Origin of the sequence: Limnothrix sp. FACHB-1083 (assembly GCF_014696485.1) — a bacterium.
In the GTDB taxonomy this organism is placed as follows: Bacteria; Cyanobacteriota; Cyanobacteriia; order CACIAM-69d; family CACIAM-69d; genus CACIAM-69d.
This window is the reverse complement of the sequence record NZ_JACJQD010000002.1, coordinates 321,631-347,104: the sequence shown is the minus strand read 5'-3', so window position 1 is coordinate 347,104 and position 25,474 is coordinate 321,631. Positions and strand designations below refer to the sequence as shown.

The following is a 25,474-nucleotide window of genomic DNA, read 5'->3' as shown; positions in this document are numbered from 1 at the left end:
CTGAGTGCTTACGGGGTCAGGAGCCGATCGCGCATGGCCGCTGGTTTGCCGGCGGCCACAACCTGCCCGTTTTCCAGCAAAAAGGCCCCGTCGCAATAGTCCAGTTCTTCCAGGCGATGGGTCACCCACAGGGCCGTAATTCCCCGATCGTCCACCAACTGCCGCACACAGCGCACCAAGTCCAATTGACTGTCGGGGTCGAGCAGGGCGGTGGGTTCATCGAGCAACAAGACTTCGCAACGGGTGGCGATCGCTCCGGCAATGGCCACCCGTTGCTTTTGGCCGCCACTGAGGGCGTAGATCGGGCGGCGCTCTAAGTCCAAAATATTGAGTTCAGCCAGGGCGCTGCGGATTCGATCGCGCGTTTCGATCGCCGACAAATTCTCTTCAGCTAACCCAAAGGCCACATCTGCCCCCACCGTAGGCATCACCAATTGGCGATCGGGATTTTGGAACACAAAGCCCACGGGCCGCCGCAACAACACCTGGCCGGCGCTCGGTTGGTTCAACCCCGCCAAGAGCTGCATCAGGGTTGATTTGCCGCTGCCATTGGTTCCCAGCAGCATCCAAAATTCCCCGGCGGGCACGCTCAGGGAACAGTTTTTCAGGACGGGTTTATCAGTTGCCCACTGGAACGAGACCTGCCGCACCGCGATCGCTGGTTCCGTCACCCGATCGTTTGGGAACAATCCCCGCTCATCCGGTTTGGGCTGGCCTTGCATGGGGGCGATCGTCCTTAACAGTGCGCGATAGAGATGTTGAACCGTCCGCAAGACCGATCCAATCACAGGGCAACCTCAACCCAACGAACCAGCATGATGGTGCTCAAATCCGTTGAGGAGCAAGGGGCTTAAGTCCCTTGTCTGGTTGAGTGGTGATTGGATCGATCACGGCAGACTTAGTTGGTTGCGCCCGTGGCGGCGGCCAAGAAACCGGCCGTCCGGCCACCCGCTTGGGCTGCGCCAGACTTATCGCTGATTTGCACAGCCACCACTTCGCTGGTCAGGATAGAAATTTTCTTGCCCACCATTTTTTCACAGGTCAAATCAAGCCATTGGGCCTGACCCGATTGCACAAAACCCAAAATTTCCGCATAGAGCGCTTCCGCATCTTCCGCATTCTTGCGCTGCACCGAAAACGTGGCGGGCGAACTCTTGAGAGCAACTTCGATCGTGAACATAGCACTGGAAACCAGAAACAGCTTGGGAGTTGGCCGATTCAGCCTTCATCGAGTGGGGCGCAGCCGGGATCATCTTAGCGCGGCGGCCAAGGCGCGATCGCCCAGAAAACCGATCACACCCCCACCGCGATCGCACCGTGAGGGGGCAAGGGGCTGAAGCCCCTTGTCTGCACCTGACCGGCCCCTTGATTTACCTGTTGCTTTAACGGGCGGATTTGCGCTTCACCCAGCCTTTTTCCACCAGCAGTTCCGCGATTTGCACCGCATTCAGGGCCGCACCCTTGCGAATTTGGTCGCCACAGAGCCAGAGGTCGATCGCGTTGGGGTTGGAAATGTCTTGGCGAATCCGACCCACCAACACGTTGTCCTTGCCGCTGGCATCGATCGGCATCGGGAAATAGTTGCGCTCCCAATCTTCCAGCAGGGTCACACCGGCCGCCGATTTCAGGATCTCGCGGGCGCGATCGACCGGGAACGGCTCCGCAAATTCCAGATTCAGCGCCTCCGAGTGGGCCCGCAACACCGGCACGCGCACGCAAGTGGCCGTCACCCGCAGGGCTTCGGTGCCAAAGATTTTGCGGGTTTCGTTCACCATTTTCATTTCTTCTTCGCAGTAGCCATTGGCTCCCAGGGGCGAATTGTGCGGAAACAGGTTAAAGGCCAAGGGATAGGGCAAAATTTCCGCCACCGGCTCGCCCCCATCCAAAATCGCCCGCGACTGCACCTTCACTTCTTCCATGGCCCGAGCGCCCGCGCCGCTGGCCGATTGGTAGGTGGCGGCCACAATCCGCTGAATTGGTTGCACCAAGTGCAAGGGCCAAGTGGCCACGGCCATCAGAATCGTGGTGCAGTTGGGGTTGGCAATGATTCCCTCGTGATTGGCTGCCGCGTCGGGGTTCACCTCGGGCACAACCAGGGGCACATCGGGCCGCATCCGAAAGGCGCTGGAATTATCGATCGTCACGGCTCCAGTGGCCACGATCGTGTCGATCCAAGCTTTGGAGGTGCTGCCGCCGGCCGAAGCCAGGACAATATCCACACCCTTGAAGGCTTCGGCGGTGGTGGCTTCCACGGTCAGGGTTTCGCCGCCAAAGGTACAGGTCTGGCCGGCCGATCGCGCCGAAGCCAGCAACTTCAGTTCTGCGATCGGGAACTGCCGTTCTTCCAGCAATTGCAGCAGCTCCGTACCCACAGCGCCCGTAGCGCCCAAAATGGCGACGCGATATCCAGCCAAGGTCTTCTCTCCCCAGGAACGCCAAAAACTAGCCAACTCGATCGCCCATGCAGAGGGGCGCATTTCAGCTAGGATAGTCTATTGCGGTTCATCTGGCGTAGCTTGCCCGTCAACGTCGCACCTCGCTTCAGCACGATGCCGCAGCACTATGCCAGCGCCGCACGTCGCTCGGTTATAGGTCTGGCTATGGCCAGCTTGTGTTGCAAGTTTCGTTGAGTCCGTTTTGTTTTGTCAGTTGTTTGTCAGTTGTTGGATCATCCATGAAAGTCACCCAGGAAAAACTGTCCGCCAGTCAGGTTAGCCTCACGATCGAAGTGCCCGCTGAACTGTCGGCCAAGGTCTACGAAGACACCCTCAGTAAGTACGCCAAAGCCGTCAAACTTCCTGGGTTCCGCAAGGGCAAAGTGCCCCGCGCCGTGTTGATTCAGCAAATTGGCCCCGCCGCCCTCAAGGCCGCCAGTCTGGATGAGTTGGTGGAAGCGGGCGTGAAAGCCGCCATCAAGCAAGAAAAAATCGAACCTGCCGGCCAGGCCCAAATCACCTCCTCCGAAGAGGAATTGTTCTCGAAGTTTGAGCCGGGCCAAACCCTGACCTTTGCGGTCAAGCTGGATGTGGTTCCCGACATTGACCTGCCCCCCTACAGCGGTTTGACCGTTCAGGCTGAGCGCGTTGATCCCGATCCCAGCCGGGTCGATCGGATCCTGGAACAGCAACGGGAATCCTCCGCCGACTTGATTCCTGTGGAAGGTCGCCCGGCCCAGTTGGGCGATGCCGTGGTGATTGACTACAAAGGAACCCTCACCCCCGAAGAAGGCAAAACCGATCCGGAAGATCTCTCCGGTCTGGAAGCGACGGATTTCCAAGTGGATTTGGATCAGAAAAAATTCATCCCCGGCTTTGTGGATGGGATCGTGGGCATGAATGCCGGTGAGAGCAAGTCAATCACCGTGCGCTTCCCGGCGGATTACGGCCGCGAAGACCTGCAAGATCGCGAAGTCACCTTTGAAATCACCCTACATGACATCAAAGAGCGCGAACTGCCCGAGCTGACCGACGAATTCATCAAGTCGATCAGCAAATACGAAACCCTGGCGGATCTGCGGGCTGAGTTTGAGTCCCAGTACCAACAGGAAGCCGACGAGCAAACCGAGCAGAACAAGGAAGCAGCCCTGATTGCCGCCTTGATTGACAATGTGGATGTGGATTTGCCCGAAAGCCTGGTGCAGCAAGAGGTGCGCGGGATTGTGAACCAGTCCATGTACCAACTGCAAAGCCAGGGCATTGATGTGCGCAAGTTCATGAACGATGAACTGATGGCCAACATGCAGCAAACGGCGCGCCCGGATGCCGTTCGGCAAGTGAAGACGGATTTGGTGCTGCGGGCTGTGGGTCGCAAAGAGTCGATCGAGGTCAGCGATGAGGAAGTGCAAACCCGCGCGAAGGAGCTGAAGGCGGCCCTTTCTGGCCAAAAGGTCGATCGCGCTCGGTTGGAATCCGTGGTTTACGAAGACCTATACCGGGGCAAGGTGCTGACTTGGTTGAAGGAAAACAATAGCTTTGAGCTGCTGGAACCCGGTTCCCTGAGCCAGGAGGAAGAGTCAGAAGCAACCGAAGCGGAGGAAACCCCCGCCGCTGAAGCCACGGTCGATGTGACCGCTGAGAGCGCCGCCGACACTAACACCGACGACACCGACGACACCGACGCAGCCGGTAAAAAGGGCGCGGCCAAGAAGGGCAAGGGCAAGAAGGCCGACTAACCCAAGGCCGGCTCGCGGTTGGTCTCGCTGTGGTGTCTCATGCAGGTAGCTAATGCAGGTAGCTAATGCAAGTGGCTGATATGGGCCATAGGCAAAACCAGTGAGCCAACAACAAGGCCGATCGCCCGATCGGGATCGGAGCAATCCCTAGGTTCTCCGACCCGATCGCGCCCTAACTGAGCCACCGCCAGCGATCGCCCCAGCGCAACCCCGAAACAGCCCGGATCCCCGGTGGTTTCGCTGTGATTTCCCTTGATCCGCCGCGATCTCGTACCCGATCTCGTAAAGTTTCTGAGCGATCGGTCAAATCGTCAGAGCTGGAGTTTTGCTTGTGGTAATCTGGATTTGCCTCGTATCAAGCATGGCGTGCCAAATCCCTCAAGGACTTGTCTAGGCAGGGGAACGGCGGTTCAGGAACTAACCTTGGCTTTGGGAAATTTTCCATGTTTTGGCCGAGGAAAGATGTCAAGATTGGTCTGAGTCAAAAGACTGATTTAGTAACGGTTTAGAGGATAGGTCAGCATGGCGGCAGCAACGGCAGTTACCGACGCAAACTTCGAGGCAGAAGTGCTCCAAAGCACAGTCCCAGTATTGGTAGATTTCTGGGCACCCTGGTGCGGGCCTTGTCGGATGGTAGCGCCGGTGGTTGATGAAATCGCCCAAGAATTTGACAAAAAAGTGAAGGTTGTGAAGCTGAACACCGATGAAAATCCTGGCATTGCAAGCCAGTACGGTATCCGCAGCATTCCTACCCTCATGATTTTCAAGGGTGGCGATCGCGTGGATATGGTTGTGGGCGCAGTGCCGAAGACCACGTTGGCCGGCACACTTGCCAAGTACGTTGATTAGAGCAAAGCCAAGGGGCGAGTTCTGGCTCAGGTCAGCAGACGTTTTTAAAGTCCCTGAAACTGAACTGAAATTCATCGGTTTGAAGAGCCTGGCCTTGCCAGGTTCTTTTGTTTTGGGCTGCTTTGTTTTGTTTTGCCTTGTTTTGCCTTGTTTTCGATTTCTTGGAGGCTGTTTGGGGCGATTGTGACTCCTGGGCGCGGAAGCAACGTTAACGGCAATTTAAGGGGGGATCGCTGGGGATCGTAAAGTGAGATATTGAAGAAAAGTACAGATTGCGCTGGCCCAAGCAAGCCAGGGAGGGACTGTGGCCTTTTCGTCATTATCCGTAGACCGTCGAAACAGTGGAGAACGGTTACGCCATCAGATGGTGGATTTGCTCGATCGCCTGGAAACCCTTCCCAACAGCGGCCTGGTGCAATTAGCCCTTGAAACTGTTTTGGAATTGGCCGACAGCCACGCCGATCGCCTGGATTGGAAAATTCTGAACGGTGCGCTGATCGACATGCAACGGGCGATCGAGGTGTTCTATCCCTATCGCCATGTGCGGAAGGTGGCCATCTTTGGCTCAGCCCGCACACCCAAACAAGAGCCGGAATATGAGGCGGCCTTAACCTTTGCCCGTTGCATCACGGCCCGGGGCTTCATGGCCATCACGGGAGCCGGCCCAGGCATTATGCAAGCGGCCAACGAGGGGGCCGGCCGGGAAAAATCCTTTGGCCTCAATATCCAATTGCCCTTTGAGCAAACCTCCAATCCCCACATTGACGGGGATCCCAAGCTGGTGAACTTCAAGTATTTCTTTACGCGCAAACTGTTCTTCTTGCGCGAAAGCGATGCGGTGGCGCTGTTTCCCGGGGGCTTTGGCACACAGGATGAGGCGTTTGAGTGCCTCACGCTGTCGCAAACGGGCAAGTTTGGCCCGGCTCCCATTGTGCTGCTCGATCGCCCCGGTGGAGACTATTGGCAAACCTGGGAAGCCTACCACCGTGACCACCTGCTGCACCGTGGCCTGATCAGCCCCGAGGATTTGAATTTGTATTTCATGACCGATCGCCCGGCCGCCGCCTGTGACTATATCGCCGACTTCTATCGGATTTATCATTCCAGTCGCTATGTGGGCGATCGGTTGGTGTTGCGATTGCGCACGGAACTTTCGGATGAGTGGTTGGCAAAACTGAACGAAACCTTCAGTGACATTTTGGTCAGTGGGGCGATCGAAAAATCCGCCGCCCTGCCCGCAGAACGCAACAGCCCTACGGTGGGGTTGCCGCGCTTGGTGATGACGTTTAACCAACGGGATTTGGGTCGGTTGCACCAGTTAATTCACCAAATCAACCAATTTCAGCCTGCCACGACGCTGTTTCCGCATCCGGAGGTGAAATAGTTGCCGACGGGTTCTCCCGGCTGTGAATTCGCCCTTGGCTTGAGCAAGGCCAACCCTCAATGCCAAGATGACGATCGCCCTTTGGATTGTGGTGGTGGTTCATGAAAATTGCTGGTGTTGCGACCCGAACCATTCGGTTTGATCCCGATCGCCCGGAAGCGGTGGCGGTGATTGACCAACGGCAATTGCCCCATCAACTGGTTTGGCAACCGCTGCCGGATTTGGAAACGGCGGCTTGGGCCATTGAGGAGATGGTGGTGCGCGGTGCGCCGCTGATTGGAGCCACGGCGGCGGTGGGGATGGCCCTGGCGGGCATGGCGGCGCGATCGACTGCGGACTTTCAGGGGGCGATCGCGGAGGCGGCCCAACGGCTACTGAAAACGCGGCCCACGGCCGTCAATCTCCATTGGGCGATCGCTCAGCAGTTGGCAGCAGTGGCCGATTGTCAGTCCGGGGCGGCCGCGTTCGATCGGCTGCGGCTGCGGGCCGCCGAAATCATCGAGGCCGATGTGCAGCAATGCGCCCAAATTGGTCACCACGGCCAACGCCTGATTGCAGACATCTATGCCCAAACCGGCCGCCCTGTAAACGTGTTGACGCACTGCAATGCGGGCTGGCTGGCCTGTGTGGACTGGGGAACCGCCACCGCTCCTATCTATCAAGCCTTTGATCAGGGAATTCCGCTCCATGTGTGGGTGGATGAAACTCGCCCACGCAACCAAGGCGCAAAGCTGACCGCTTGGGAGTTGGGCCAACATGGCGTGCCCCATACCCTGATTGCGGACAACACGGGCGGCCACCTGATGCAGCATGGTTTGGTGGATTTGGTGATTGTGGGGAGCGATCGCACCACACGCTGTGGCGATGTGGCCAACAAAATCGGTACTTACCTGAAGGCCTTGGCCGCCAAAGATAATGATCTGCCGTTTTATGTGGCGCTGCCGTCTTCCACGATCGACTGGACGTTGCGGGACGGGGTGCGGGAAATTCCGATCGAACAGCGGAGCGATCGAGAAGTGAAATATATGGATGGCCGCACGGAATCGGGAGCGATCGCCTCTGTGCTGATTTGCCCAGAAGCCTCTCCGGCGGCGAACTATGGGTTTGATGTGACCCCGGCTCGGCTGGTCACGGGGTTGATTACCGAGCGCGGCTTTTGTGCGGCCTCCGAAGCGGGTTTGCTGGGTCTGTTTCCCGAACAGGGGGCCCAAAACCATGGATGAGGGCGTAATTAAATTTGCCTGCGATTGGCAGCAGGCTCCCCCGATCGCCCTTGATCCTGTGGCCTTGCAGGCGCTAATCACCTGGCGCGATCGACTGTTTCAGTGTGGGGCGATCGGGGTGTATCCCAACGGCATTGGCTACGGCAACCTCAGCATTCGTCTGGGGATCGATCAATTTTTGATCTCCGGTACGCAGACGGGCCACCTCACCCGCACCGGCCCCGAGCATTACACCCTGGTCGATCGCTGGGAGATCGATCGCAACTGGCTTCACTGCTGGGGGCCGATCTGCGCCTCTTCGGAATCCCTGACCCATGCAGCCATTTACCAACTGGATCCAAACATTCGGGCGATTATTCACGGTCACTGTCCCGCCCTTTGGGATCAAGAGCGCGATCGCCTGCCCACCACTCGGGCAACGGTTCCCTACGGCACACCGGCCATGGCGCGGGAAATGGCGCGGCTGTTTACCGAAAGCCCCTTACCGGAATGCCGCATTTTGGTGATGGCGGGTCATGAGGATGGAGTGTTGTCCTTTGGTCAGGATCTGGAAACGGCGGCCCAACCATTACTCGATCGCCTCGCGGCCCTGGGAGCGAGCTGAACAGAGTCGATCGGGCTGCGGCCCCAACCCTCAGGATTAATCAGCAGCGTTAATCAACAGCTCTATCGCAGGTAGGGCACTGGATCCACCGGGTCGCCATTTTCCCGCACTTCAAAATGCAAGTGGGGCCCCGTGGACAGCCCCGTGGAACCAACGGCGGCGATCGCCTCGCCCTTCTGCACCGTTTGCCCCACCCGCACATATAGTTCGCTGTTGTGACCATAGAGGGTGGATAGGCCATCGCCCCGATCGATCACCACCGTGTTGCCATAGCCCCCAAACGAGCCGGCCACCACCACGGTTCCGCCATGGGCCGATCGCACCGTGGTTCCATGGGCTGCTCCAAAATCAATCCCATTGTGCTGTCGGCCGTAGCCCAAAATGGGATGCACCCGCCAGCCAAACCCACTGGTGATCAGTGCGTCCACGGGCGTGGCCAAAATGCCGCCCGGTAACTTCAAAATTTTGGGTTCACCGGCATTCAGACTCCCAAACTGGCCCGGCACTCGAAAGGCGGCCATGCGATTTAAACGGGCGATCGCCTCGGCCTGTTGCTGTTCGGTAATGCGCTGCTGAATCAAGCGCGTGAGGTTGGCCGAGTCCCGATCGAGCTGGGCCTGTTCCGTTTGCAAACGGGCTTGGTCGGCCCGCAAGGCGGCCGCCCGGGCCTGCTCCGCTTGGGTGCGGCGGCGCAATTCCAACTCCTCCAGGCTCAGATCTTGGCTGAGGCTGGCTAATTCTCGGCGGCGTTCTTGCCACTGACTGCGCTGCAAACTGAGCTGATCCGCCGCCCGATCGAGTTCCTTCAGTTGTCGCCGATCGGCTCCATAGACCGCTTGCAGCCGGTGTTGATGATCAAAAAACTGTTCGATTGACTTGCTTTGCAACAGCGCCGCCAATCCCCACTGAGGCGATTGTTGTTGCAAAAACCGCAGCCGCGCCACGATCGCCAACCGCTTGCGCTGGTAGTTCTGTTCCGCAAGGGCTAAATCGCGCTCCAAAATTGCCAACTGATCCACCGCCCCGTCCAAACGGCTTTGGGTGCGATCCGACTCCGCCTCGGTGCGATCGAGCGACTGCTCCAGGGTTTTCATCTGTTCCTGGGTCGCCTGTTGCTGTTGCTGGACGGTTTGCCGCTGTTCCTTGACGGTTTGCCGTTGCTGCTCCAATTGCTGTTGCTGTTGACGCAACTCCGGCAACGACTGCGATCGGGCTAGGTCAATCGACCCCAACAGCCAACCCAATCCCAACAGGCATCCCAACAACCAACTCAACCCGATCGCCACCCACCGAGGGCGCGATCGAGTGAACCATTGGATCATCCATCCCATTAACCGCTGGGTGGGCGATCGCAATGGATTGCCCAACAACGGCGCTGCATGAGTCGATCGGGGGGCGCGCTCAGGGGCGATCGCCATAACGGAGCCATCCTCGCCAAACCGAATGGAAAATTCGATTCAACGCCTGTTGCTCATGCTCCGTCAAGTCACTGTCCACCAGCGCCTCATGGAGCCGCTCGCATTGATCCTCTGTAATGACCCCTGAAGTCATCGCATCTGCGTAAATTTCCATCAGGGTTGCATCCGATAAATTCACAGAATTAGCCATGGTCTTTATGACTTTTTTTAAGAAAATTAACCATCCCAAATGCCCCACACACAGCGACGGCTCAACCCCAAACTCGACATCTGCACAACCCAAAACCCATGGATTTCATCATGAACAAACCCATGATCTGGACTAGGAGTCACAGTGCTGCATCTGAGGCTGATCCTCAAGGGGCGATCGGTGCGGGAGCGCGGGGATCAAATCATAACCATTCGCTCAAGGATCTGAGAAACGGCCTTTGAAACCAGGCTCCTGATGCAACCGAGGCAAACGGTCATCAACAGTACCACCCGCCCTGACCGCTGCAAAATTCTGCAAAATTCAGGACTGATCTCGGGGATCAAGGAACTGTGGGCTTTTGAGGATACTCTAAATATCGCGATTAAAATGACCGATCCCACAGCGCGATCGGGAAATCTTAATAACTATTGAAAAACCAGTTTTAGAGGTCAAAAAAATTACCCAGCTTCATCACCAGAAAATTAGTGCTTAACCAAGGTTTACTGAGTCCCTTTCACTGGTTAAAAAAAATACGCAACTGACAACGCTAGGCTCAGGAGAACGTAAACAACTGTGTTAATTCATACCTGGTCTTCCGTAAGCAAAATGGGAGCAAACCATCGTGGCGGCCACTTGGCTTGCTCCCATCTGCCGTGATTTTCAGTGGTGCGCTCGCTCTGGGGTCGCTAACCGTCCCCGAGCGATGGAACTGCTCAGCGTCGTCCGCTACCTAACTCGATCGTTGCGCCAACCAGGCGGCCACCGCTTGGACAATTCGTGCCGCCGCCTGACCGTCCCCAAAGGGATTAGCCGCGTGGGCCATGGCCTCGTAGGCAGCCCGATCGCTCAGTAAAAGGCTCGCTTCCCGCACAATATCCGCCGTGGCCGTGCCGATCAGTTTGGCCGTGCCCGCCGCGATCGCCTCGGGCCGTTCCGTCGTGTCGCGCAACACCAGCACCGGCTTGCCCAAACTCGGGGCTTCCTCTTGCAACCCGCCGGAGTCCGTGAGAATCAGGGTCGATCGCTGCATAGCCCCAATCAGCGCCGAATAGTCCAGCGGTTCGGTCAAAAACACGCGATCGTGGGGCCCCAGCTTGCCGATCAGCGGTTCGCGCACGGTCGGGTTGCGGTGCAGCGGTAACACCAACGACAAATCCGGGAAGCGATCGAGCAGCCCCAGGAACCCATCGGCAATCTCGGTCAACGGGTCGCCCCAGTTTTCCCGGCGATGCACCGTCGCCAAAATCACCGGCCCCGCCGACCAATCGAGCGATCGCCCGGCCGTTGCAGTTCCAGCCAACGGGGCGATCGGACAAGGGGGATTTTTTGCCGCCACCGCCAACAGCGCATCAATCACCGTGTTGCCCGTTTGGTGAATTTCGCCCATCACCCCCGACTTTTGCAAATTCACCACCGCCAAATCCGTCGGCGCAAAGTGCAACTGCGTCACCTGGGAAATTAGCCGCCGATTCGCCTCCTCAGGAAACGGACTGTAGAGATTGTCCGTCCGCAAACCCGCCTCCACATGCCCCACGGGAATTTGCTGATAAAACGCCGCCAGGGCCGCCGCAAAGGCCGTCGTCGTGTCACCCTGCACCAACACCAAGTGGGGCTGAATTTCCGCGAACAGCTCCCCCAACCCGGTCAAGCTACGACAGGTAATATCCGTCAGGGTCTGCCCCGGCTGCATAATCGCCAAGTCCCGATCGCCCCGCAACTCAAATAGCCGCATCACCTGCTCGACCATTTCCTTATGTTGGCCCGTCAGCAGAATTTGGGTCTCGAAGCGATCGTCCTGCAAAAACGCCCGCGCCACCGGAGCCATCTTGATCGCTTCCGGTCGAGTCCCGATCGTCACACAAATCCGCATCCGGTCAGCCACAGCGCCAATCCATCCTGTGAATCAATTGGTTGAATCAATTTTGGGGTGCAAGCCCGCCCTACAGATTACCGGCTCATAAGTCATATAGCCGTCTGAACCAATCCATAAATACTTTTGACTTCGGATGTTTAGGATTAAATATCTTTTGCTTAATTGCATCATGGAGCTGTCTGCCTGGAGGTTCTTGCCAGGCTAACCATGTGTATATATTGGCTTTATCCGTATGACTTTCAGTAAATGTTTCATCATATTCTTTGGCTCGGTGAGCAGCCTCTTGGGCATAGAGCCATAATTCATTCTGATGGTCTGGAACTAAGTAAGCCAAGAATGTTTCGAGCATTCCTGGCGATTGATTGTCCGGCATAATCCAAATGCCGAATTTCTTAGACTCTTCCACCTGGACAATAAAACCCTCTGGAGGAATCATAGATGGGAAGTTAATGTGCTTTAGCGATCGTACTTGTAGACATTTGTCACAGATGCTCTGCCATGTGCTCATGGTACTTTCATCGGCATCTAGTATCAGCCCCAATGCAGTCAGTTCAGAGTCAGCTCCGAGAAAGTTTTGCAGCTTTTTAGGCTTGAGTTTTTGCTTGCCATCAAGCACTTCAATATTAACTGTATAGCGATTTTTATTGCCCGGATACTCTTCCCATAAAACATCATTAGCTTCTACAAGTTCAGGAATAACACGAAGATCTTCTTTTCCTTCTGACAGTAGGACTCTGTAGGGTCGCTGATTCATGGTTAACGAACCTCAATTTGGCTTTGAACCGCATCAATAATTTCATCAGTGAAAATGCTGACCGACTCAGCCCTTTGAGAATTAATGCGGTGAATAATAATATCGTCACTATTCAATTGTTCTTCACCTTCATCATGAATTAGCTCCCCTAGAGCTTCCCAGCAATCGCGGCTATGGGTTGTTGCAAAAACTTGGATATCTAGCTTTTTGGCACTTTTCCAAATTAATTTCCAAAGGTCAACCATGACACTGTAGTGGAAGCCAGTATCAATTTCATCAACTAACAAGATCTTATTTTTAGCACTGACTAGCACCAAAACAAGACCTAGGATGCGCCATAATCCATCACCCATACTCGCAAGTGGAATGATTTCATCAAATCCTTCTACCTTGGCAAAGAAGCCTTGCTTAGGAATTGAGCCAATTCTCTCAATATCAACATACCTGGGAGCAATTCTTTGAATTTTGGGTTCTAGAATTTTTGCTGCCTCTAAGACTAAATTCTCTGTCGGCTGCAAAACTACTTCATTGTAAAGATAAGCTGCTTCTTGAGATGTTGCTTTTGTTGAGATCATGAAATCAACATCCTGATCCTGATGAAGAGGACTTTGAATATCGCCTGATTTTTGAAAGACAATTTCGCGATCGGGAGATAGCGTTCCTCCGTATTGAGTATCTTTCGATCCTGTTTTTTTTCTGTTGATTAAGATCTTGGGTCTCGTTGATTCTTGAAAATCTTTCGAAAAGGCATCAAAAGTAATGATTGAATCCGTTTTGTGATCATCCATCACGAGTTGTATAGTCAACTCTTTTTGATAAGTATTGGATAAACCTGAAATTTTGATGATGTTTTGAGAAGTAATCTTTCGATTATGAAAAAAATGAATGATCTCCGAAGCATACTTCTGAGGATCAGCAGCCGGAGAAATTTCACCTCGACTGAGTTGCAACTCAGTCATGATCTGGGCGGGATGCTCCTGGGTCATGAGCAAGTAAATTGCTTCTAGGACTGAGGTTTTGCCGCTATTGTTTTTGCCAGTGAGCAGGTTGATGCGGCCCAGTTTCGGGATGGTGAAGTGAGAAAACTGGCGGAAGTTTTCGATTTCGAGACTTTGGAGCATGGTGGGGATCTCCTGAGGGACAGAGAAGGGGCGATCGCCCTGGTGGGTCAAGGTGGATTAGTTCAAAACTAACGCGAAAAACCCTGATCCAGTGCTGGCAGGATCGGGGTTCTCGCGTGATGGTCGATCGCCCTTAGCGCGATCGGGAGGGGCGAAAGGCTGAACCTACTGCAGCAAACTCCGCAACATCCAAGCGTTCTTTTCGTGAATTTGCAAGCGCTGGGTCAACAGATCGGCCGTGGGTTCATCGTTCGCCGCATCAGCCAGGGGGAACACCGCCCGTGCCGTGCGAACGACGGCCTCTTGGCCTTCCACCAACTGGGCAATCATCACCTCGGCGCTAGGAACGCCCTCGGCCTCGGGAATGGAGGTTAGCTTGGCATATTCGCTGTAGCTGCCGGGAGCCGGGAAGCCAAGCGATCGAATCCGTTCCGCAATCAAATCCACCGCGAGGGCGAGTTCGGTGTACTGTCCCTCGAACATCAGGTGCAGCGTGTTGAACATCGGGCCCGTGACGTTCCAGTGGAAGTTGTGGGTTTTCAGATAAAGGGTGTAGGTGTCGGCCAGGACGCGGGAGAGGCCGGCGGCGATGTTGGCGCGATCGGCTTCGGGAATGCCGATATTAATGATGGGAGCAGAAACAGCCATGGTGAATTACCCAACTTGATGAAACGACTTTAAGACAGGGGCTGGGGAAACGGAGGGGCGCGATCGGGTTGTCTTTATCATAGTCATATTGACTTCGAGTTGTAATACGTCAAATTATCCTGACTGCGGGGGGTGGGTGCAGCCTGCTGATCCCTTGACCTGTGGCAAATGGAGATCAGTAAAATCACTTAGTATGGGTTCGTTTTTGAGGGGAACAATGCGGCAAGTTTTTTGGGTGGGAGCGCTGCTGTGGGTGATGGCTCCGGAAGCGATCGCGGCGACCAATCCGGTGCTGCAAATTGGGATTGTGCAGCGGTTTGGGGAACAGCCGGGAACCTTGGAGTTGAAGGCGCAACCGGGCGATCGCCTAACAGTAAAGGTGGATTCGCTCGATCGCACCCAAACCTTGACGGGCGATCGCTTGGTGTTGCAGCCGATCGCCCAACCCTTGCCGGAACCCGTTGTTGATGAGCGAGTGGTGCTGGGTACTTACCGCAGCTTTGAAACGGCGGAGGCGGCCGCGAACCAATGGCGATCGCGCGGGATTCAGGTGGAGTTGGCCCAACCGTCGGAGCGCTGGCAGGTGTGGGCCAAGCGGGAAATTTATCACCAGCCCCTGTTGCGGCGGTTGTTGCTGGATAGCGTTCGGGCCAACCCGCCCGCCACAACCGGCGGCCAGCCCAGTTTGTTTAGTCAGCGGCGCGATCGCAACCTGTTGGTGAGCGGGGCGATCGGGGGTCAATCCTTTGCCAGTGAGCGTTTAGAGATTTCGGCGGGTAAAGGGGTGATCGAGGTGGGGCGCGATCGATTCGCCGGTTCCCTGAAGCTCCAGCGCAACGCCTATGGCAGCTACACAATCGTCAATGCTGTACCCACGGAAACCTATCTGCGCGGCGTGGTTCCCTACGAAATTGGGGCCGGCGCACCGGAATCCGCCCTGCAAGCCCAAGCGATTTTGGCGCGTACCTATGCCCTGCGGAATTTGCGGCGGTTCGCGATCGATGGCTACCAACTCTGCGCGGACACCCACTGCCAGGTCTATCGCGGCCTGAAAGCGGCCACGGCCCGGGTCGATCGGGCGATCGCCGCCACCAACGGCCAGGTGCTCACCTACCAAAACGAGCTGATCGACGCGCTCTACTTTTCCACCTCCGGCGGCGTAACAGCCCACTTCACGGATGTGTGGGACGGGCCTGATCGCCCCTACCTGCGGCCCGTAGTCGATGCCCATCAACCGATTTGGGACTTGGCGGCGCGGCCCCTGTCCGATGAGCGCAACCTGCGGCAATTCCTAGCGATCGCCCAGGGCTGGAACGAGCTGGGCTGGCGCGATTTCCGCTGGCGACGCAGCAGCACCCTGCCGGAAATTGCCCAAGGCTTGCAGCGCTATTGTCGGGCCCAAAACAGTGATTGCGCCAACCTGAAAACCGTCCAAAGCCTGACCGTGACGGAGCGATCGCCCGGCGGCCGAGTACGCAAGCTGACCGTCGCAACCGATCGCGGCCCCCTGGTGCTCGAAAAAGATGCGGTTCGCAGCGCCTTCATGGCTCCGCGCAGCACGTTGTTTTACCTGGAGCCGATCGGGGGTGGCACGCAACCGTTGCGGGGCTATGCCTTTGTGGGTGGCGGCTGGGGTCACGGCGCGGGCCTGAGCCAAGCCGGATCGCAAAAGCTGGCTCAGCTCGGGTGGAATGCCAGCCGAATTTTGCAGTTCTATTACCCCGGCACGCAGTTACAACCCATGAGCGATCGGCTAATTCTCTGGCGCGATCCGCAACCGCAATAGCGATCGTTCCCATCCCAGCCAGGGGGTCTCAACCCCTTGTTAACCCTCGATTTTGGGTATGAAGGGATCGTTAAGCGATCACCCCAGACCAAATTTCTAGAGTTAAAAATAATGACAGCAGGCCGTTTGTAGGACGCACCTGCCGCTAACTGCGGTTACAAAATCGCCTCAATTAAGGTTAGTCAACCGAGTTGCTCAGAAGCAGATTGAAAAACTGAACTGAGCACCTCTGAGGTGATTCCTTTCCATCAGCCGATCAAGGCGATCGTTGAGCGTGGTGTTCAGTATTTTGTGGCGAGGAACGATAGCTAAAATCGCTGTAAGAAACCAGAAAAAACAGCGAAGAAGATAGGGGCTATTTGGCACGATTGGCTAGGGGCGATCGGCTCCATCATGCTCATGCTTGAAATCCTTAAGAGGTGATCTATGTTCAAGTCAGTGTTGGGTAAGTTTGGGGGGAGCCGATCGCCTTGGGTGCTGGGTTCCGTTGTGCTGGCTGGGGCGATCGCGGCTAGTGGTCTGCCGGATCTCGCTGTTGCCAAGACTCGCGATATTGGCCGCGCGATTGCTTCTGGCCAAGCCAAGCAAGCCAAGGCCTTGGAGCAAGAAATTCTGGCAGCCCACAACAAATATCGAAAGGAAGTTGGCGTGCCCGACCTCACTTGGTCGCCCACATTGGCGGCCCATGCCCAAGCCTGGGCTAACCAGTTAGCCAGCACTGGCCAATTCGATCACTCAACCGATCCCCACGGGGAAGGCGAGAACCTCGCCAAGGGCACGGTGGGAGCCGATAGTGCTGCGAAATTGGTTGATCTTTGGGGTAGCGAAAAGCAATATTTTCAGCCCGGAATTTTCCCGGATGTCAGTACCACGGGCAACTGGGCCGATGTGGGGCACTATACCCAAGTGGTTTGGCGGAACACGACGCAAGTGGGCTGTGGTGTCGCGATGGGGGGCGGTAGTGCAGTTTTGGTTTGTCGCTATAGTCCGCCGGGTAATTATGAGGAAGAACCCGTTTATTAGTGGGAGTGAGGCTTAGTTGATACGGGCTTGAAATCCTGTATTTGGGAGTGCTTAGGTTGCGATCGGTTGATGGCGTGTTAGGGCGATCGACAACCATAATAGTCACGATCAACACCTTGGAAAATTGGTGGCGGCTGGTGAATGAAATGATGAGTCATAATGAAGCATCATCAAAACGTCATCAGCCGCCATGAATTCAGCGATCGAAACCGAAATTCGCGCGTTTGAAGCGCGACTGCGTGCCGCAATGAGCACGTCTAATCTGTCTGAATTGGACGCGCTCATTGCTGATGATTTGCTCTTTTCTGGCCCAACTGGGGAGCTAGCGACTAAGGCGATGGATTTGGAGTTACATCGCACAGGAGGCACTCAGTTTCATGAGTTGGTGTCTAAGGCGCTAGAAATCCGAGTTTTGAGCGAAAATGTTGCGCTTGCATCGGCGCATATTTTCTTGAGTGGATCGTATTTAGGAAATGCTTTTGCGGGAGACTTCCGCTATATGCGGGTGTGGCGCAGGGGCGAAACGGGCTGGCAAGTGGCTGGGGGCAGCGTAACTGCTATGGTGTGATAGTTTCAACGGTTTCGAACTTCCATTGTGGCTAGCATTTCATCGGCTAAGAGCTATCGAGCTTTTTGCTTTGATTGCTATTATAAATATATCAAAAGAGCTGATATCAGTTTCATTCAGTAATGCTACTCAAGCTCCAGACTGAATCAAGGGTTTGAGGCTGGCATCTTTAATCACTAGCAAATGAAACTGGAATGACTTCAACCAAGAGTAGGCCTAAGCGCTTTAGGAAATTCTTTTTAAGGATATAGATAACTATGAACTCCACTTTTTGTCTGTTGTTAGAGAATTAAATGGGATCTGCCTAGTAATCCTCCACTGTTAGCGAAGCCTATTCCTGCAAGTCTTATAGAGCTTTATTTGATTGTTTGTTACATTTTTTAACCAGATGAACTTTTTTGGGGCATCATTTAGATAAGAGTTCTACTCAATCATCTGTCCTGAGCCATGTCAACTGCTCGTCAAGTCATTGCTCTTTTGAAGAGCCACATAGAAGGCGAAGAACAGCAGTTTTTTACTGTTGCGATGCAGGTTGCCGCTCATGAGGCACGTCAAGGGCATGGAAAAGTTGCTGAGGAGATTCGAAATTTAATTGATCGGGCGAAAGATCAAAAATCTCGGTTTGTCAATAAGCAAGGTGGGCCAGTACCTCTAATCCAACCAAAAGGTGATTTGATTAACCTTTTGTCTGCTCGATATTCGGATTTGCGTCTGGCAGACATGGTACTTTCTGAGATCTTGTATGAAAGGTTAATGAGGGTTGTGACTGAACAAGCAAACTCAAATCTTTTGAAAGAGCATAATCTAAATCCTCGTCGTAAACTGCTTTTGGTGGGAGCACCAGGAACGGGTAAGTCGATGACAGCAGCAGCCATCGCTGGAGAATTGAAGTTGCCTCTCTTTACAGTGCTTTATGAGGGACTGTTCACAAAATTTATGGGCGAAACAGCAACTCAACTCAAGCTGATTTTTGACGCAATGTCGTCTACCCGTGGGGTGTATTTCTTTGATGAGTTTGATGCACTCGGATCACAGCGCTCTAGCAATAACGATGTTGGTGAAATTCGGCGTGTTTTAAATTCTTGTTTGCAATTTTTAGAGAATGATGATAGCGATAGTTTAATTATTGCTGCGACCAATCATCCTGATCTTTTAGATAAGGCTCTCTATAGACGATTTGATGATGTGATTCAATACAAGCTACCTAGCTCGGAAGTTATAAAAAAGTTGGTTCAATCGCGTCTTGTGACCTTTCAGTTGGGCTGGAAAATTTGGGATGGTATTCTGGAATCCGCAGCAGGTTTAAGTCAGGCCGAAGTTATTCGAGCGATTACAGAAGTTGCAAAGGATGCTGTTCTAGGGAATAGGAAAACAATTTTGGAAGATGAGCTGATCGCATCAATCCTAGAGCGTAAATCAATGACTCACTGGTAAATCAACTCATTGTTTGGGGTGGAAGAATCAATCTTTGTCTTGAATTATGTCTGAATCGCTGCGTAACTTACCCCACATAAGCCTTCCTCATCATCCCTCTATTACCAGTCGAGAAACTTATACTCCTAGACCAGGAGGGAGTAATCGAAGTAATCCTCCGCGAGATCGGGGAAGACATGCTAATAAACTCTATTCTGACCTGAGTAATGTTCTAGAGGCTTTAGAGCAAGAAAGGAAGTCATCTGAATTCGAAGTGGATGTAGTAGGCGAGCCTGGGTTCTATTTGGATGTGGAGTTTGGCATTGATGACAAGGACAAGGTTCTTCAAAGCATAGAAAGTCTTAGAGGGAAGGCTAAGATTGAGTTGATGTCAGTTAGTATTTCTCCAAATAGTAATGAATATTTAGAGGCGACACTATTTGTTCCTGATAGCAAGAAAGATTATTTTACGAAAAAAATTACTTCTTATGAGAATGAGGAAACAGAAACTGGCAAACCCAAAAATGAAAATCTAGTCAGCTGCATAGAGTCCTTTTCCCTAAGTTCTGTTACTTCATTGTTTACCGATGAGAAGTCACTGTTTCCGCAAGACCAAACTGTATTGGTTTGGTGGGAGGTCTGGCTTAGAGGTGATCGAAAAGAAAGTTTTGATGAGATCACTGAAAAACTGAATATTCGAGTTCAGCCACACTCCGTTAAATTTGTTGAACGTGAAGTGGTTTTAGCGCTGGCTAATGTTATTCAGCTTGGGCAAACTATCCGTAAGTGTGATGCAATTGCTGAACTCAGAATTGCGAAAGATCTACCATCATTCTTTTTCGAGAATAATGAGCCTGAGCAACAGGCATGGATGAATGATCTACTGAATAAATGCGTATTTGAGCAATCTCCGAATATCTCTGTATGTTTGTTGGATGGTGGAGTAATAAGAACTCATCCATTGCTAGAGCATAGCCTCAGCGAAGATGATATGCATAGCTATGAGCCAATATGGGGAACTCACGATACTCGTGGAGGGCATGGCACGAATATGGCTGGGCTGTTGCTCTATGGAGACCTATGTAAAGCTCTGTTTGGTAATCAGAATATTGAGATTTCACATTGCTTAGAATCAGTGAAAATACTTCCCTCGCAAGAGGAAAAGGAAAATGATCCTAAGTTGTATGGATGGATTGTGCAGGAAGGTATTAGTCGTGCGGAGATACAAGCTCCATTTCGAACGCGGGTGATTTGTATGCCAGTGACCAGCGGAGGAGCCAATCGAGGAACACCTTCTTCTTGGTCTGCGGCAATCGATGACTTATGCTTTGGTCGAGACAAAATCTCTAATGAACTGGTGAAACGGCTAATAATTTTGCCAGTTGGTAATATTCGTGATGGAATCAATCTTGAAGATTATGAAGATTATATTGCAAATAATGATAGTGCATCCGCTGAGAATCCATCACAGTCTTGGAATGCATTGGTCGTTGGGGCTTTTACAGAAAAGGTAAATATCGTTGATTCTAAATATTGCCATTGGAAGCCAATCGCGCCTGCGGGTGATTTATCACCTAAGAGTAGAACCTCGCTGACTTGGGGAAAGCAGTGGCCCAATCGCCCAGATGTTGTATTTGAGGGCGGTAATTGGGCAACGGATGGGAAGTCGGTTGGCGATTTGGATGATTTAGGTTTGCTAACAGCGAATCACAAAGTTGGTCAGCGACTCTTTACGCTATTTAGGGATACCAGCGCGGCGACTGCTTTGGCGGGACATTTTGCTGCGCAAATCCTGGTTCAAAATCCTGACTTTTGGCCGGAGACGGTACGAGCCTTGATTGTTCACTCAGCGACTTGGACAGCGGCGATGCGAAAGTATTTGCCTGCTACACCACAGCAAAAGGACAAAAACATTCTGCTCAGGCGTTATGGATATGGTGTACCGAGTTTAGATAAGGCACTTCGGAGTGCGAAGAATGATTTAACTATGATTATTGAGGATGGGTTTCAGCCCTTTCAGATGAAAGACTATGTGACGACGAAGGATATGAATCTTCATACTCTTCCCTGGCCAAATAAGGAACTAGAGGCTTTGGGTGAAAGAGAGGTTGAGATGAGGGTGACACTTTCGTATTTTATTGAAGCGAATCCAGGAGAGCGAGGTTGGGTTCGTCGATATTCCTATCCTTCCCATGGTTTAAGATTTGCGACTAAAGATGCAACTGAGACGCTCACAAACTTCAAGAAACGAATTACAGGAACTGCCCAAAAAGCAGGAGATAAAACTGCCTCTCAAAAGGATAAGGGCTGGTTTTTAGGTCCTCAGCTGCGTAGTCGAGGTTCTGTGCATTCGGATATTTGGACGGGAACTGCTGCTGACTTGGCGGCGAAGGATGCAATCACTGTTTATCCAGTAGGAGGATGGTGGAAAGAGCGCACTATGCATAATCGATGGAACGAGCAAATTAGGTATTCGCTGATTGTTTCGATTCGAGTAATGGGAGAAGGAGCTGATATTTATACACCTGTCGAGACCTTGGTGAGACAAACACTAAAAATCGAGATTGAAACTTAATTTATACCTGGGTAGTCGAGCACAGTATTTACAGGCGCTAATATCATATGGGTCACGATCGCGACTGCTGAACAGTAAAGATATGAGAAAGTTAGACGCGCTCAAACTAGTTCAATCTCGCCAAGAAGAACTGCGCCAACTAGGCGTTAGGTCACTTAATCTTTTTGGCTCCGTTGCTCGCGATCGAGCCAACTCTCAGAGTGATATTGATATTTTAGTAGAACTGGATGAATCGATCGGCTTCTTTGAGTTTTTCCGCATCAAGCATTATCTAGAAGATCTGTTTCAATGTCCTGTTGACTTGGGAACTGTTGATGCCCTTAAAGAACATCTCAGGGAACCCATTCTGGAGGAAGCAGTTCATGTCTTCTAGATCCGCAAAAGAGCGAATCCAAGATATTCTCAGTGCGATTGATAGCATTCAGAGCCGAACTGCTGGCATCAGTTTCGATCAATTTAGCCAAAATGAAACCATCGTTAAAGCTGTTCTCTATGACTTGATTATTATTGGTGAGGCTGCGATTAATATTCCTGCTGATATTCAAGCTTCAGCACCTGAGATTCCCTGGCGACTCATGGGCGACATGAGAAACATTATGGCTCATGAATATTTTCAAATTAGTCTACGAATTACATGGTCAACGATTCAAAATAATTTACCAATCCTCATCGATCCCCTACAGCAACTCCAAGCAAATCTGTGAATTCATTTAGCAGGTCGATCGCCCATGGGTCGTGGTCTTATTCGTCGAGCACATAGCTACATTCAACGCGGCAATCGGCGGCGGCTGCGATTGCTGTTGGGCAAACATCCCGAGCTTTACCAGTCCAACGAAGCCAGGTTGCTGGACTACGCCATTTGGCACAACCGATCGATGGTGACTTGGCTGCTCGATCGGGGCGCGCCTGTGGATGGCCCGCCCGGTAACTTTGGCTGTACTCCCCTGCTCAATGTTGTGGTTGAAGGGGACTTGCCGATGATCAATTTGCTGTTGCGACGGGGAGCCGACCCCAACGCCGTCACGGATGATTCAGAAACGCCCCTTGGGTTTGCCGTGGCTTGGCGACAGGCCGGCGCGATCGGCCGCTTGTTGGCGGCCGGAGCCGACCCCAACCGAATCGGTGACTATGGCCCCGACTTCACCCATCTCGATCAGGCATTGTTGATGGATTGGCCCGAGGGGGCGGAACGCTTGCGGGCGGCTGGAGCAAAGCGGTTTTCGGAGTTGGCGGCCAGCGTGGAACCCTAGGGCGAAGCGACCCACACGGCTTTGATGGCTGCGGTGGGGTGATAGCGTTGTGTGCTGTAAAAACTGTCGCTTTGGCCTTGGGTGGTGGGATAGTTGCCATCGAAGTCATTGGGCTGACCTTGGGTGCGAAAAATCAGACCTACCGGCTGGCTGGCAAATTTGACATATTCCCGCGCTTCATCGTCCCAATTGAAACTGAGGGTGGCTTTGCCATAGACCGCTTCGGCTTGGGCGATCGAGCTGCCGGGGCCAATTCCTTCAGCGGTTTTGTAGGCGGCGTTCTCCGTCATCAGCATGGAAATCGGGTCGCGATCGCGTGGTGCTCCGCCTGCTGCTTCGTAAATGACATAAAACAGCGTTTGTGATCCCGACTTGGCCGCGATGCCGCCAAAATCCACCAGCAGATTTGGCACATTTTCCCAGCGCACATTGGGCCCCATCAGCCGCTTGGCTTCGGCAAGGGTCATGCCCAGCCGCACCCGCCCCAGGCGACCATTGGCAATCTCGCGATTCGCATCCACCGCCGCCACCCGATCTACGGTGGGCGACTGGCCCGCTCCCGGAGCCGATGGGGTCTCGCTGTTCAAGGCCACAGGCTGGGTCGCTGGGGCCGCCGGAGCTTCGGTGGTGACTGCTGCGTCGCTGCGGTTCCCATTGCCACAGCCGATCAGCAAGCAGGCCAAGCACCCCCAGCCCACCACCCCAGAACGAGCCAGGAGGGACGCGAAGATCCGAGGGCGACGGGAAGCGCGGGGCAGGGCGGGGAAGGGCATCATGATTAAAAGTTGGCGGTTTATTCAGTCGATTTATTCGATCGATAAATTGTGATTTCAGGGTCGATTTTGTCGAAGTTGGAATAAATTTTCATGTCATCCAACAGTCGATAGGTCACCGTGGGGCGATCAAACCAATACCACTTGGGCTTGGTTTGGTATTGCAGCGCCAGTTCGTAGCCCAACTTTCCCGATTGTAACTGCTCAAAAAATTGGTGACCTGGAGAATTTTGCAAAAAGCGGCGTTGGTCATAGCCACTGCTGACAATAATCCATTGGGGTTTGAGGGCGCTCACCTGGCCCAAGTCCGGTTCTTCAAGCAATTTGGCTTGGAATCCTGTGGTGCGGGGCAAATATTTCTCAATGCCCACTTCCAGAATTAATTGATTGGCGGGAATTTGCGATCGCATCCATTCTTCAACAAAATAGCGCGAATCATGGGTCATTAAACTGTTGACTGTCCAGCTATAACCCAGGCTATAACTCAAGGCGAGGGTGGTGATGAAAGCACCGGGAAAAAACCAGGGTTTCAGGCGATTGCTCAACTGGGCCATGGCAGAACCCGCGAAGAAGGCAAAGAGAGGCATTAAGGGCATTAAATAGCGCACATCGTTATACAAAATAGGCGCGATATAAAACAGGTAATAGGAAATACCGGGAACCCAAAGATAGAGCGGCAACCATTGCCGATCGGTGGGATGAGGAGAGGTACGGTTTGGTTGGGAATGGCCTCGGAGCGATCGAACCGATCGCCAGCCATAGAGCGCCATGCCGACCCAAGCCAGCCACCAAAGGGGCCAGCCAAAGGAAAATTGCAAATGCCCGAAACTTTGGCCCAGCATTTCCCACTGCCCTTGCAAACTTTCTTCGTAGCGAGGGCGAATGCTGGCTCCTCCGTACAGAATTAAGTTGAATCGATCGATAAACCCTTGGAAATTAAAGAGGGCATTTTGCAGAATTAAAAATGCTCCAACCCCTGCACCAAGGCCATAGCCCACCCGTCGATCGCGCACCGCTTGCCAGAGGGTGAATTGAGGATTGCTCAGCCGCTGTTTTTGCCAATAGTGCCAAATCACAAAGAACGGCGTGAGGATGCAAAATCCATAGAACTGATCTTTGGTACAAACGGCGATCGCGGCTAAAACTGCGCCGATGATGTAGTCGCGAAAGCGGTGATGGTTCAGAATTTCCACATAGACAATTAAAAAGGCGATCGACCAAAACAAAACGGGAATATCTAAGTTGGCGATTTTGGCGTAGTAGACATAAAGGGGCGTGAGGGCCATGGATAAGGCCGCTAGCCAGCCCGTTTTGCGATCAAAAATCATTTCTCCCAACCGCACCATCAAGACCATGGTTCCCATGCCCATGACCACACAAAGTAGCCGATTGAGATAGAACAAAAGGCTATAGGTTTTCAGGTCTTCAAAGGAAACCCAGCCCAGTTGTTTCAGTACCAACAGGGGCGAATAGAGCAGGGTCAGTAGGTAATAGTGAAAGGGTGGATATTTATAGTGCCAACCGTTGGCAAATTTTTGATCGATCGCCTCTAAAACCCGTTCTGGCGTTAGCTCATCGGCGGCCCAACCTTTCCAGTCGGGCAATCCCCAGTTAATGCCATAGAGGGCGATCGCACCACTTAACAAAATCAGACCCAAGAGGGGTAAGGAAATTGTCCAGCGGGGAGCTTGGCGAGGACCTTGGAAACCGATTTGAAATCCCTTTTGCAAACTTGTCAGAATTTTTTGGCTAATTGTTTGGTTAATCATCTTTGGGGAAGTTGATCTGCAATGGAATAAAGGGCGTGAATCAAATGAATGAATGAAATTCATCAGTAAGCCGTGATCAGAC

Annotated in this window: 25 protein-coding genes; 14 read left to right on the top strand and 11 right to left on the bottom strand. The window is 53.1% G+C overall.

The genetic code is table 11. The features are described 5' to 3' along the window. Positions 1 to 8: 8 nt before the first annotated feature. Both H6F46_RS03505 and H6F46_RS03500 read right to left on the bottom strand, forming a co-directional pair. Positions 9 to 722 (bottom strand): energy-coupling factor ABC transporter ATP-binding protein, encoded by a 714-nt coding sequence (locus H6F46_RS03505; protein ID WP_190353678.1) that lies wholly within the window; start codon positions 720 to 722, stop codon positions 9 to 11. Positions 723 to 898: 176 nt separating this feature from the next. Continuing rightward, positions 899 to 1,180, bottom strand: a complete 282-nt coding sequence (locus H6F46_RS03500; RefSeq protein WP_099533114.1) for a hypothetical protein — start codon at positions 1,178 to 1,180, stop codon at positions 899 to 901. Between the two features lie 29 nt (positions 1,181 to 1,209). Between H6F46_RS03500 and H6F46_RS03495 the strand changes: the two genes are divergently transcribed. Then, the gene (locus tag H6F46_RS03495) at positions 1,210 to 1,386 is read left to right on the top strand and encodes a hypothetical protein (protein ID WP_190353562.1); all 177 of its coding nucleotides are present in this window, start codon (positions 1,210 to 1,212) and stop codon (positions 1,384 to 1,386) included. Here H6F46_RS03495 and H6F46_RS03490 read toward each other — a convergent pair. After that, entirely contained in the window at positions 1,383 to 2,477 is a 1,095-nt protein-coding gene (locus H6F46_RS03490) for an aspartate-semialdehyde dehydrogenase (RefSeq protein ID WP_190353561.1), read from the bottom strand. The genes H6F46_RS03495 and H6F46_RS03490 overlap by 4 nt on opposite strands. A 197-nt stretch (positions 2,478 to 2,674) precedes the next feature. Between H6F46_RS03490 and tig the strand changes: the two genes are divergently transcribed. From tig to H6F46_RS03465, 5 genes are all read left to right on the top strand, one after another. Then, a complete protein-coding gene (gene tig / locus H6F46_RS03485; protein ID WP_190353560.1) occupies positions 2,675 to 4,171 on the top strand; it encodes a trigger factor in 1,497 nt (498 codons plus the stop codon). 522 nt (positions 4,172 to 4,693) lie between these two features. Further along, positions 4,694 to 5,020, top strand: a complete 327-nt coding sequence (trxA, locus tag H6F46_RS03480; RefSeq protein WP_099533117.1) for a thioredoxin — start codon at positions 4,694 to 4,696, stop codon at positions 5,018 to 5,020. A 364-nt stretch (positions 5,021 to 5,384) separates the two neighbouring features. After that, entirely contained in the window at positions 5,385 to 6,404 is a 1,020-nt protein-coding gene (locus H6F46_RS03475; protein WP_190353677.1) for an LOG family protein, read from the top strand. 101 nt (positions 6,405 to 6,505) lie between these two features. After that, a complete protein-coding gene (gene mtnA, locus H6F46_RS03470) occupies positions 6,506 to 7,627 on the top strand; it encodes an S-methyl-5-thioribose-1-phosphate isomerase (RefSeq protein WP_190353559.1) in 1,122 nt (373 codons plus the stop codon). Then, positions 7,620 to 8,231: a class II aldolase/adducin family protein gene (locus tag H6F46_RS03465; RefSeq protein ID WP_190353558.1), complete on the top strand. Its 612-nt coding sequence runs from the start codon at positions 7,620 to 7,622 to the stop codon at positions 8,229 to 8,231. Before mtnA ends, H6F46_RS03465 begins: the two co-directional genes overlap by 8 nt. 62 nt (positions 8,232 to 8,293) lie before the next feature. On the opposite strand, the gene H6F46_RS03460 is transcribed toward H6F46_RS03465, so the two are convergent. The 6 genes from H6F46_RS03460 to H6F46_RS03435 form a co-directional block, all read right to left on the bottom strand. After that, on the bottom strand, positions 8,294 to 9,649 hold the full coding sequence (locus H6F46_RS03460) for a murein hydrolase activator EnvC (protein WP_190353557.1): 1,356 nt from the start codon (positions 9,647 to 9,649) through the stop codon (positions 8,294 to 8,296). Further along, the gene (locus H6F46_RS03455; protein ID WP_190353556.1) at positions 9,633 to 9,839 is read right to left on the bottom strand and encodes a hypothetical protein; all 207 of its coding nucleotides are present in this window, start codon (positions 9,837 to 9,839) and stop codon (positions 9,633 to 9,635) included. The genes H6F46_RS03460 and H6F46_RS03455 overlap by 17 nt, the downstream gene beginning before the upstream one ends. A gap of 730 nt (positions 9,840 to 10,569) precedes the next feature. After that, complete coding sequence (gene wecB, locus H6F46_RS03450; protein ID WP_190353676.1) at positions 10,570 to 11,709, bottom strand: non-hydrolyzing UDP-N-acetylglucosamine 2-epimerase; 1,140 nt, start codon at positions 11,707 to 11,709, stop codon at positions 10,570 to 10,572. An 85-nt stretch (positions 11,710 to 11,794) separates the two neighbouring features. Then, complete coding sequence (locus tag H6F46_RS03445) at positions 11,795 to 12,466, bottom strand: DUF3226 domain-containing protein (RefSeq protein WP_190353555.1); 672 nt, start codon at positions 12,464 to 12,466, stop codon at positions 11,795 to 11,797. Between the two features lie 2 nt (positions 12,467 to 12,468). After that, positions 12,469 to 13,638, bottom strand: coding sequence for an ATP/GTP-binding protein (locus H6F46_RS03440; RefSeq protein WP_190404975.1), 1,170 nt, complete (start codon positions 13,636 to 13,638; stop codon positions 12,469 to 12,471). Between the two features lie 114 nt (positions 13,639 to 13,752). Beyond that, a complete protein-coding gene (locus H6F46_RS03435; RefSeq protein WP_099533125.1) occupies positions 13,753 to 14,235 on the bottom strand; it encodes a Dps family protein in 483 nt (160 codons plus the stop codon). A gap of 217 nt (positions 14,236 to 14,452) precedes the next feature. On the opposite strand from H6F46_RS03435, the gene H6F46_RS03430 reads away from it, so the two are divergent. The 8 genes from H6F46_RS03430 (at position 14,453) to H6F46_RS03395 (ending at position 22,850) form a co-directional block, all read left to right on the top strand. After that, positions 14,453 to 16,021, top strand: coding sequence for a SpoIID/LytB domain-containing protein (locus H6F46_RS03430; RefSeq protein ID WP_190353553.1), 1,569 nt, complete (start codon positions 14,453 to 14,455; stop codon positions 16,019 to 16,021). A 426-nt stretch (positions 16,022 to 16,447) separates the two neighbouring features. Next, positions 16,448 to 17,044 (top strand): CAP family protein, encoded by a 597-nt coding sequence (locus tag H6F46_RS03425; protein WP_242027756.1) that lies wholly within the window; start codon positions 16,448 to 16,450, stop codon positions 17,042 to 17,044. 190 nt (positions 17,045 to 17,234) lie between these two features. Then, positions 17,235 to 17,612, top strand: a complete 378-nt coding sequence (locus tag H6F46_RS03420; protein WP_190353552.1) for a nuclear transport factor 2 family protein — start codon at positions 17,235 to 17,237, stop codon at positions 17,610 to 17,612. A gap of 447 nt (positions 17,613 to 18,059) precedes the next feature. Next, complete coding sequence (locus H6F46_RS03415) at positions 18,060 to 19,046, top strand: AAA family ATPase (RefSeq protein WP_190353551.1); 987 nt, start codon at positions 18,060 to 18,062, stop codon at positions 19,044 to 19,046. Positions 19,047 to 19,092: 46 nt separating this feature from the next. Further along, positions 19,093 to 21,600 (top strand): S8 family peptidase, encoded by a 2,508-nt coding sequence (locus tag H6F46_RS03410; protein ID WP_190353550.1) that lies wholly within the window; start codon positions 19,093 to 19,095, stop codon positions 21,598 to 21,600. 82 nt (positions 21,601 to 21,682) lie between these two features. Then, positions 21,683 to 21,973: a nucleotidyltransferase family protein gene (locus tag H6F46_RS03405; RefSeq protein WP_099533129.1), complete on the top strand. Its 291-nt coding sequence runs from the start codon at positions 21,683 to 21,685 to the stop codon at positions 21,971 to 21,973. Beyond that, on the top strand, positions 21,963 to 22,304 hold the full coding sequence (locus H6F46_RS03400) for a DUF86 domain-containing protein (RefSeq protein WP_099533130.1): 342 nt from the start codon (positions 21,963 to 21,965) through the stop codon (positions 22,302 to 22,304). Before H6F46_RS03405 ends, H6F46_RS03400 begins: the two co-directional genes overlap by 11 nt. A gap of 24 nt (positions 22,305 to 22,328) precedes the next feature. Next, complete coding sequence (locus H6F46_RS03395; RefSeq protein ID WP_190353549.1) at positions 22,329 to 22,850, top strand: ankyrin repeat domain-containing protein; 522 nt, start codon at positions 22,329 to 22,331, stop codon at positions 22,848 to 22,850. Here the strand turns inward: H6F46_RS03395 and H6F46_RS03390 are convergent. Together H6F46_RS03390 and H6F46_RS03385 are read right to left on the bottom strand one after the other, a co-directional pair. Beyond that, positions 22,847 to 23,626 carry a hypothetical protein gene (locus H6F46_RS03390; RefSeq protein WP_099533132.1) on the bottom strand — a complete coding sequence of 260 codons (780 nt, stop codon included), beginning with the start codon at positions 23,624 to 23,626 and terminating at the stop codon, positions 22,847 to 22,849. The two genes, H6F46_RS03395 and H6F46_RS03390, sit on opposite strands and share 4 nt — an antisense overlap. Positions 23,627 to 23,643: 17 nt before the next feature. Beyond that, positions 23,644 to 25,392, bottom strand: coding sequence for a glycosyltransferase family 39 protein (locus H6F46_RS03385; RefSeq protein WP_190353548.1), 1,749 nt, complete (start codon positions 25,390 to 25,392; stop codon positions 23,644 to 23,646). Between the last annotated feature and the right edge of the window lie 82 nt (positions 25,393 to 25,474).

What these genes read in the sequence shown, in the direction of transcription:
- tig (WP_190353560.1), top strand. Translation starts at nt 2,675, where the DNA reads ATGAAAGTCACCCAGGAAAAACTGTCCGCCAGTCAGGTTAGCCTCACG.
- H6F46_RS03490 (WP_190353561.1), bottom strand. Translation starts at nt 2,477, where the DNA reads ATGCGCCCCTCTGCATGGGCGATCGAGTTGGCTAGTTTTTGGCGTTCC.
- trxA (WP_099533117.1), top strand. Translation starts at nt 4,694, where the DNA reads ATGGCGGCAGCAACGGCAGTTACCGACGCAAACTTCGAGGCAGAAGTG.
- H6F46_RS03500 (WP_099533114.1), bottom strand. Translation starts at nt 1,180, where the DNA reads ATGTTCACGATCGAAGTTGCTCTCAAGAGTTCGCCCGCCACGTTTTCG.
- H6F46_RS03460 (WP_190353557.1), bottom strand. Translation starts at nt 9,649, where the DNA reads ATGGCGATCGCCCCTGAGCGCGCCCCCCGATCGACTCATGCAGCGCCG.
- H6F46_RS03445 (WP_190353555.1), bottom strand. Translation starts at nt 12,466, where the DNA reads ATGAATCAGCGACCCTACAGAGTCCTACTGTCAGAAGGAAAAGAAGAT.
- H6F46_RS03420 (WP_190353552.1), top strand. Translation starts at nt 17,235, where the DNA reads ATGAATTCAGCGATCGAAACCGAAATTCGCGCGTTTGAAGCGCGACTG.
- H6F46_RS03430 (WP_190353553.1), top strand. Translation starts at nt 14,453, where the DNA reads ATGCGGCAAGTTTTTTGGGTGGGAGCGCTGCTGTGGGTGATGGCTCCG.
- H6F46_RS03400 (WP_099533130.1), top strand. Translation starts at nt 21,963, where the DNA reads ATGTCTTCTAGATCCGCAAAAGAGCGAATCCAAGATATTCTCAGTGCG.
- H6F46_RS03385 (WP_190353548.1), bottom strand. Translation starts at nt 25,392, where the DNA reads ATGATTAACCAAACAATTAGCCAAAAAATTCTGACAAGTTTGCAAAAG.
- wecB (WP_190353676.1), bottom strand. Translation starts at nt 11,709, where the DNA reads ATGCGGATTTGTGTGACGATCGGGACTCGACCGGAAGCGATCAAGATG.
- mtnA (WP_190353559.1), top strand. Translation starts at nt 6,506, where the DNA reads ATGAAAATTGCTGGTGTTGCGACCCGAACCATTCGGTTTGATCCCGAT.
- H6F46_RS03415 (WP_190353551.1), top strand. Translation starts at nt 18,060, where the DNA reads ATGTCAACTGCTCGTCAAGTCATTGCTCTTTTGAAGAGCCACATAGAA.
- H6F46_RS03395 (WP_190353549.1), top strand. Translation starts at nt 22,329, where the DNA reads ATGGGTCGTGGTCTTATTCGTCGAGCACATAGCTACATTCAACGCGGC.
- H6F46_RS03435 (WP_099533125.1), bottom strand. Translation starts at nt 14,235, where the DNA reads ATGGCTGTTTCTGCTCCCATCATTAATATCGGCATTCCCGAAGCCGAT.
- H6F46_RS03390 (WP_099533132.1), bottom strand. Translation starts at nt 23,626, where the DNA reads ATGATGCCCTTCCCCGCCCTGCCCCGCGCTTCCCGTCGCCCTCGGATC.
- H6F46_RS03505 (WP_190353678.1), bottom strand. Translation starts at nt 722, where the DNA reads ATGCAAGGCCAGCCCAAACCGGATGAGCGGGGATTGTTCCCAAACGAT.
- H6F46_RS03405 (WP_099533129.1), top strand. Translation starts at nt 21,683, where the DNA reads ATGAGAAAGTTAGACGCGCTCAAACTAGTTCAATCTCGCCAAGAAGAA.
- H6F46_RS03455 (WP_190353556.1), bottom strand. Translation starts at nt 9,839, where the DNA reads ATGGCTAATTCTGTGAATTTATCGGATGCAACCCTGATGGAAATTTAC.
- H6F46_RS03425 (WP_242027756.1), top strand. Translation starts at nt 16,448, where the DNA reads ATGTTCAAGTCAGTGTTGGGTAAGTTTGGGGGGAGCCGATCGCCTTGG.
- H6F46_RS03475 (WP_190353677.1), top strand. Translation starts at nt 5,385, where the DNA reads ATGGTGGATTTGCTCGATCGCCTGGAAACCCTTCCCAACAGCGGCCTG.
- H6F46_RS03410 (WP_190353550.1), top strand. Translation starts at nt 19,093, where the DNA reads ATGTCTGAATCGCTGCGTAACTTACCCCACATAAGCCTTCCTCATCAT.
- H6F46_RS03465 (WP_190353558.1), top strand. Translation starts at nt 7,620, where the DNA reads ATGGATGAGGGCGTAATTAAATTTGCCTGCGATTGGCAGCAGGCTCCC.